This window comes from Actinomadura sp. NPDC049753, from assembly GCF_040674655.1.
GTDB classification, from domain to species: Bacteria; Actinomycetota; Actinomycetes; order Streptosporangiales; family Streptosporangiaceae; genus Spirillospora; species Spirillospora verrucosospora.
Map to the genome: position 1 here is coordinate 1 of NZ_JBFARL010000309.1, position 6,415 is coordinate 6,415.

6 protein-coding genes are annotated in these 6,415 nt (G+C 71.7%); 3 read left to right on the top strand and 3 right to left on the bottom strand.

The features are described from left to right. The 3 genes from AB0K37_RS39390 to AB0K37_RS39400 form a co-directional block, all read left to right on the top strand. The coding region (locus AB0K37_RS39390) for a D-alanyl-D-alanine carboxypeptidase (protein WP_363990553.1) at positions 1 to 1,145 on the top strand (1,145 nt) is incomplete at its 5' end. A gap of 126 nt (positions 1,146 to 1,271) precedes the next feature. After that, entirely contained in the window at positions 1,272 to 1,724 is a 453-nt protein-coding gene (locus AB0K37_RS39395) for a nuclear transport factor 2 family protein (RefSeq protein ID WP_363990555.1), read from the top strand. Between the two features lie 508 nt (positions 1,725 to 2,232). Further along, the gene (locus AB0K37_RS39400; protein ID WP_363990558.1) at positions 2,233 to 3,300 is read left to right on the top strand and encodes an IS110 family transposase; all 1,068 of its coding nucleotides are present in this window, start codon (positions 2,233 to 2,235) and stop codon (positions 3,298 to 3,300) included. A 17-nt stretch (positions 3,301 to 3,317) separates the two neighbouring features. Here the strand turns inward: AB0K37_RS39400 and AB0K37_RS39405 are convergent, their stop codons facing one another. The 3 genes from AB0K37_RS39405 to trpS all read right to left on the bottom strand — a co-directional run bounded on the left by AB0K37_RS39405 (position 3,318) and on the right by trpS (position 6,294). After that, a complete protein-coding gene (locus AB0K37_RS39405) occupies positions 3,318 to 4,493 on the bottom strand; it encodes a YihY/virulence factor BrkB family protein (protein ID WP_363990560.1) in 1,176 nt (391 codons plus the stop codon). An 81-nt stretch (positions 4,494 to 4,574) separates the two neighbouring features. Beyond that, a complete protein-coding gene (locus AB0K37_RS39410) occupies positions 4,575 to 5,228 on the bottom strand; it encodes a 2'-5' RNA ligase family protein (protein WP_363990563.1) in 654 nt (217 codons plus the stop codon). Continuing rightward, positions 5,218 to 6,294 (bottom strand): tryptophan--tRNA ligase, encoded by a 1,077-nt coding sequence (trpS, locus tag AB0K37_RS39415; protein ID WP_363990566.1) that lies wholly within the window; start codon positions 6,292 to 6,294, stop codon positions 5,218 to 5,220. Before trpS ends, AB0K37_RS39410 begins: the two co-directional genes overlap by 11 nt. Positions 6,295 to 6,415: the final 121 nt, after the last annotated feature.

Sequence of the window (6,415 nt, forward strand, 5' to 3'; positions counted from 1 at the left end):
CCCTCCCGGACGACCTCGGCGGGTACCGGCTCAAGGCCTACCCCTACGACCCCCGGTTCCAGATGGTGGCGAACTACCTGCACGCGAGCCGCGGCGTCGTCGCGGGCACGGCCCCGGGCGTCCCGGCCCCGCCGAAGATCAAGGCGGCCTCGTACCTGATCGCGGACGCCGACACCGGCGAGGTCCTGGCCGCCAAGGACGCGCACGGGCACTACCTGCCCGCCAGCACCCTCAAGACCCTCACCGCGCTGACGCTCGTCCCCAAGCTGGACCCGAACCGGCTCGTCCGGCCGTCCCAGAAGGCGTGCGACACCGAGGGCACCAAGGTCGGGCTGACCCCGAAGATGCAGTACAAGGTCTCCGACCTGTTCCACGCGCTGCTGATGATGTCGGCCAACGACGCGGCGGTGACGCTGGCCGAGGCCGACGGCGGGATGGGCAGGACCCTCGCCGACATGAACGCCGAGGCCAGGCGGATCAACGCGCGCGACACGCTCGCCGGGTCCCCGAACGGGCTGGACAAGGACCTCGGGCTGAACGTCCGGACGCAGCACACCTCGGCCTACGACCTCGCGCTCATCCTGCGCGAGGGGATGAAGAACCCCGAGTACCGCGCCTACATGCAGGCGATCGACTTCCAGTTCCCGGCGCCCCCGACCAAGAAGGAGCGCAAGAAGGGCAAGAAGGTCGGCGGGTACCCGATCCACACGCACAACCACATGCTCCCGGGCGAGCGGCTGGCCTACCCCGGGATGCTCGGCGGCAAGAACGGCTACACGATCGCCGCCCAGCAGACCTTCGTCGCCCAGGCGCGCCGCGGCGGGCACACGATCGTGATCTCGCTGATGCGGGCGGACATGCCGCCCTCGGCGTACGCGGCCAAGCTGCTGGACTGGGGCTTCGCCGCGCGCGGCAAGGTCCAGCCGGTGGGCGCGCTCGTCCCGCCCGGGGACATCGAGCAGACCCGCAAGAACGGCGGCTCGGGCGTGCTGCCCGACGCGCCGCTCGCCTCCGACGACTCGTCCCGCATGTGGCTGCTCGTCGGCGGCGGCGCCGTCGGAGCCCTGCTCGCGATCGCGGTGCTGTACGTGGTGCTGCGCCGCAGGCGGCGGCTGGAGGCGGCCCGCTACCGCGGCGGCCGGTAAAGCTTCTTCCACCCCTTCCCACGGGCCTGGCACCGCCGCGCCCGGCGGGCTTACGCTCGCGGTGGCGCCGGTGATCGCGTCACCGCCGGGGGACGGCGGAACGGCGCCGCGGGGAGGAACTGCGCCATGTCCGACTTGTATGTTCCCTTGCCCGGCGCCCCCGCCCTCGCACCGGAGCCGCCGCCGACCTACGAGCATCCGAACGTGACGCTGCTGAAGGACGGCTACACGGCCTTCGCCAAGGGCGACATGGACCTCATCCGCGAGCTGCTCGCCGACGACGTCGTGCACCGCGTCCCCGGACGCGGGCCCGTCTGCGGCGAGTACCGGACGCCCGAGGAGGTCCTGGGCTTCTACGTCCGGCTGTTCGAGCTGTCCGGCGGGACGTTCCACACCGAGCCCTACTCGATCATGGCCAACGACGAGTACGGCGCGGCCCTCGTCCAGACCCGCGCCGAGCGCCCCAGCCGCATCCTGGACGGCCGCGCCGTCGACCTGTTCCGCTTCCGCGACGGAAAGGTCACCGAGATCCGCACCCTGGCCGAGGACCAGTACGCCAACGACGCCTTCTGGACCTGACCGTGTTTCACAGTCCCGGCCCACTTCGCTCGCCTGGCGGCTGTGTTTCAACGTCCCGGCCCACTTCGCTCGCCTGGCGGCTCGCTGCGTGACCGGCCCTGGGCGAACGCTGACATCGCTTCGCGATCCGCCCGGCTCCGCTCGCCTCCGGCTTCGCTCCACCGGCCAGGTCACGCGTTCGCGCGTGCGGGCAGGGCCACTTCGAGACAGGCTGTGAGTCTTGTGCTGGCTGGTCTGGGATCGGCTGGCAAGGATGGCGTCGGCTGCTCCGACCTTGGTCGTGACTCGAGACAGGCTCAGCCCCTTCGGGGTGCTCTTCTAGGGATCTGTCCGTCCGAGGCGGGACGGCCGGCGCCGTCCTGGCCCACCTCGGTGACCTGATCAGAAGGCTGTCCGCCCGACGGGCGTGACTCATCACAGTGCTGCCCCGAAGTGACTCCTATCCAGACCGGCGCCGGCCGTCAGCGGCCGGACCGCTGTTCCTGGGACAGGAAGGACCCGAGCCGCTGTGGCCATCGTCGCGCATACCCACCCGTTCGTCGTCGGCGTCGACACCCACGCCCGCCATCACGTCCTGGCGATCCTTGCCGCCACCGGTGAGGTCATCGACACCGGGCAGTTCCCGGCCACGGCGGCGGGCATGGCCCGCGCGATCGCGTGGGCGGCCCGCCGCACCGGCGCAGACCTGGCCACACTCTGGGTGATCGAGGGCGTGGCGTCCTACGGCGCCGGTCTGGCAGCCCTGGTCGAGCGGTCCGGCTACCAGGTCGTCGAAGCGGCACGGATGAACGCGCGCGCCAACCACGGGACCGGTAAGTCCGACCCGCTGGATGCTCAGCGCATCGCCGCCGCCGTCCTAGCCCTGAACACCTGCCAGTTGCGCCGCCCGCGCCTGGCCGAGGGGGTGCGGGCCGCGCTGCGGGTCCTGGTCGCCGCCCGCGACCACATGACGGCCGAACGCACCGCGGCCCTCAACGCGCTGATCGCGCTGCTGCGCGTGGTCGACCTGGGTATCGATGCCCGCAAGCCAGTGACCGGCACGCAGATCGCCACGATCGCCCGCTGGCGTGCTCGTGATGAGGAGCTGGGCGCTGCCACCGCCCGCACCGAGGCCATACGGCTGGCCAAGCGCGTGCTCGAACTCAACGAGCAGGTCACCGCCAACAGCGCCCGCATGACCCAGCTCGTCCAGGCCAGCCAGGCCGCGCCGCTGCTCGACAAGACCGGCATCGGGCCCGTGACCGCCGCCATCTGCCTGACCGCCTGGTCGCATCACGGCCGGGTCCGTTCCGAGGCCGCGTTCGCCGCCCTGGCAGGGGTGAACCCCATCCCCGCGTCCTCGGGAAACACCGTCCGCCACCGCCTCAACCGCGGCGGTGACAGGCGCCTGAACCGAGCCCTGCACATCGCCGTCCTCACCCGCATGACCCACGACCCGCAAACCCGCGCCTACGTCGAGCGACGCCGAGCCCAAGGCCGCACCACCAAAGAGATCCGCCGCTGCCTCAAGCGCTACCTAGCCCGCCAGATCTACCGCCTCCTCAACGCCACCGACACAGCCACCACCCCAGCTTGACGAACATAGAAGGATCCCTAGGCCATTTTCCAGGTTTCGAGCGGCTTTTCGTCGTTGCTCGGCTTCGCGGCCTCTGCGGGCTTCCGGTCTTCCACCCGGTTGCCGGTCTCGGCCGGTTTCTCGTAGCGGCCGGGCTTGCGGCGGCGGGCCCCGTCCTCGTCCTCGTCCTCGGCCGGGTCCTCGTTCGCGGAGGGCCTCTCGTGCCTGCCGGGCCCCTGTTCGGCGCGCTCCTGGAGTGCCTCGACCTCCGCGCGGTCGGCGCTGTTCTCCGGGTTGGCGGCGTCCGCGGTGAGGACGACGCGGCGCGTCGCGGTCCAGGCGGCGACGAACAGCGCGAACCGGGTCGCGATGTTGATCCACACCATCAGGCCGACCAGCACCGCGAACGTGCCGTAGACGGGGTTCTGCGTCGTCCGCCCGATCAGGAAGGCCGCGATCTGCTTGAGGATCTCGAAGCCGACCGCGCCGAAGAGCGCGCCGCGGATGATCCGGCGCCAGGGCGCCCGGGTGCCCGACAGCCGGCTGAACAGGGCCAGGAAGACCACGGTGTCGAAGAAGATGGCGCAGGCGAGGGACAGCAGCCGCAGCCCGGTTCCGGCGCCGGGGACGTGGTCCAGGCCGAGCCAGCCGAGGACGGTGTGGGTGGCGGACGTCGTGACCGTCGTGACCGCCATGCCGCAGATCAGGATGAGACCGAGGAACGCCAGCACGCCCCCGTCCCAGAGCCGCTTCAGGAAGAAGTTGCCGCCGCCGCCCGGCTCGTTGCCCCAGATGTCGCGCAGGGACTCGCGCAGCACCTGCACCCAGCCGATCCCGGTGACCAGCAGCGCGACCAGGCCGAGGACCCCGACGGCGGTCTTGGACTGGGCGATCTGCTCGACGTCCAGCTGGCCCGCGAGCCCCGGCAGCTGCGAGCTGATCGCCCGGACGAAGTAGGCGCGGGCCTCGTCGCTGACCCCGACGAGATAGCCGAGCAGCGCGTACGCCAGCGCCATCAGCGGGAAGAACGACAGGAACGCGTAGCTGGTGAGGGCGGCGGCGAGCCGGTCGCCGCGGCGTTCCTGGTACCGCTCCAACGCGCGGACCTGGTGGTCGAACCACGGTGACCGCTCCCGGGTGCGTCGCAGCAGCGCCTTCCCGCCGCCGAACAGGGACTCGCTTCGCCGCTGAACCCTGCCGATCACCTGCCGCATGCACGCAACGTACCCAACGCGGGCCACTCGATGCCGCAGACGGTAATCGAACGGTCAACGCAGCGTCTCGCGCGGCCCGGCTCACCCGGGGGCGGGCCCGCCGCGGTCGCCGCCCGGGGACGGCACGGCGCCGTCCCCGAAGATGAAGTCGCACTGCGGGCGCCAGACGCCGTCCCGCCCGTGCTCGTACAGGGAGAAGCCCCACGTCTCGAAGTCGGCGCTGTAGCCGGCGAGCTCCTTGAACGCCTGGTCCATGACGTTGTCGGGGAGGTGGTGGGCGATGGTCACGTGCGGGTGGTACGGGAACGGCAGCGGCCGGGCGAGCGGACCCGACAGAACCTTCGCCTGAACCCGCTCACAACCGCCGATTCCTTCGGCAAGCGCCACGAACACGACCGGTGACACCGGCCGGAACGTTCCGCTGCCTCGTAGCCTGATCGGGAACGGGGTCTCGGTACCGGCGACGTTCCGCAGATGCTCCTGGACGGCGTCGATCCCGGACTCGGGGACCTCGGTCGGCGGCAGCAGCGTGATGTGCGTCGGGATCGCGTGGGCGAGCGGATCACCGAACGAGGCCCGCCGGGCCTGGAGAAAAGCCCCGTACGGGTCGGGGATGGGGATGGCGACGCCGATGGTGCGCACGCCGCCGTCCCCGCCGGGGGTCACGCCCCCGGCGGCGGAGGGCGCGTTCCCGGGGCCCTCCGCGGCGTCGCGGGCGGGGCCGTCAGCGGCCACGTCCCACGAATCCCACCCGTTCGCGCACGGTCTCCATCGTCGCGGCGGCGACGCCGGAGGCGCGCTCGGCGCCGAGGGCGAGCACCCGGTCGAGCCGCTCCTCGTCGTCCAGCAGCTTGAGGGTGCGCTCCCTGATCGGCGTGAACGTGTCGAGGACGACCTGCGCGAGGTCCTTCTTGAACTGCCCGTACCCCGAGCCCGCGTAGCGGCTTTCGAGGTCGGGGACGGAGATGCCCTCCAGCGCGGAGAAGATCCGCAGGAGGTTGGTGACGCCGGCCTTCTTCTCCTCGTCGTAGACGACCTCGGAGCCGGTGTCGGTGACCGCGCGCATGATCTTCTTGCGCATCGGGCCGGGCTCCTCCAGCACGTCGATGATCCCCTGCGGCGAGGACGCCGACTTGCTCATCTTGGCGTCCGGCTCCTGGAGGTCGGTGATCTTCGCGGCGCCCTCGGGGATGTGCGCGTCCGGCAGGACGAACGTGTCGCCGAAGCGGTGGTTGAACCGCTGCGCGAGGGTGCGGGTCAGCTCCAGGTGCTGCCGCTGGTCCTCGCCGACGGGGACGCGCAGCGCCCGGCCGCCCTCGGCGGTGGGGTCGGGCGAGTAGAGCAGGATGTCGGCGGCCTGGAGGACCGGGTAGGTGAACAGCCCGACGGTCGTACCGCCCGTGCCCTGCTTGGACGACTTGTCCTTGAACTGCGTCATCCGCTGGGCCTCGCCGAAGCCGGTGAGGCAGCCGAGGACCCAGGCCAGCTCGGCGTGCTCGGGGACGTGGCTCTGCACGAACACCGTGGCGCGCTCGGGATCCAGGCCCATCGCGAGGAGCTGGGCGACGGCGACCTTGGTCCGGCGGCGCAGCAGCGCGGGGTCGTGCTCGACGGTGATCGCGTGCAGGTCCACCACGCAGTAGAAGGCGTCGTGGGTGTCCTGCATCGAGACCCACTGCCGGAGCGCCCCCAGATAGTTGCCGAGGTGGAACGAGTCGGCGGTGGGCTGGATGCCGGACAGCACGCGCGGCGGTGCCGCGGCCGTTCCGGCGGACGCTTCGGGGCTGGGCGCTTCGGGCATGTGCACGGACCGATTCTCTCAGGTGTCGCTTGAGGCTTCGCCGCGGGTGGCCTGCCGGGTACCGGGGCCGGCGGCGGCGTCGCCCGCCACCGCCCGCGGGGTCGCGGACGGCGTGCCGGGC

What these genes read in the sequence shown, in the direction of transcription:
- AB0K37_RS39395 (WP_363990555.1), top strand. Translation starts at nt 1,272, where the DNA reads ATGTCCGACTTGTATGTTCCCTTGCCCGGCGCCCCCGCCCTCGCACCG.
- trpS (WP_363990566.1), bottom strand. Translation starts at nt 6,294, where the DNA reads ATGCCCGAAGCGCCCAGCCCCGAAGCGTCCGCCGGAACGGCCGCGGCA.
- AB0K37_RS39405 (WP_363990560.1), bottom strand. Translation starts at nt 4,493, where the DNA reads ATGCGGCAGGTGATCGGCAGGGTTCAGCGGCGAAGCGAGTCCCTGTTC.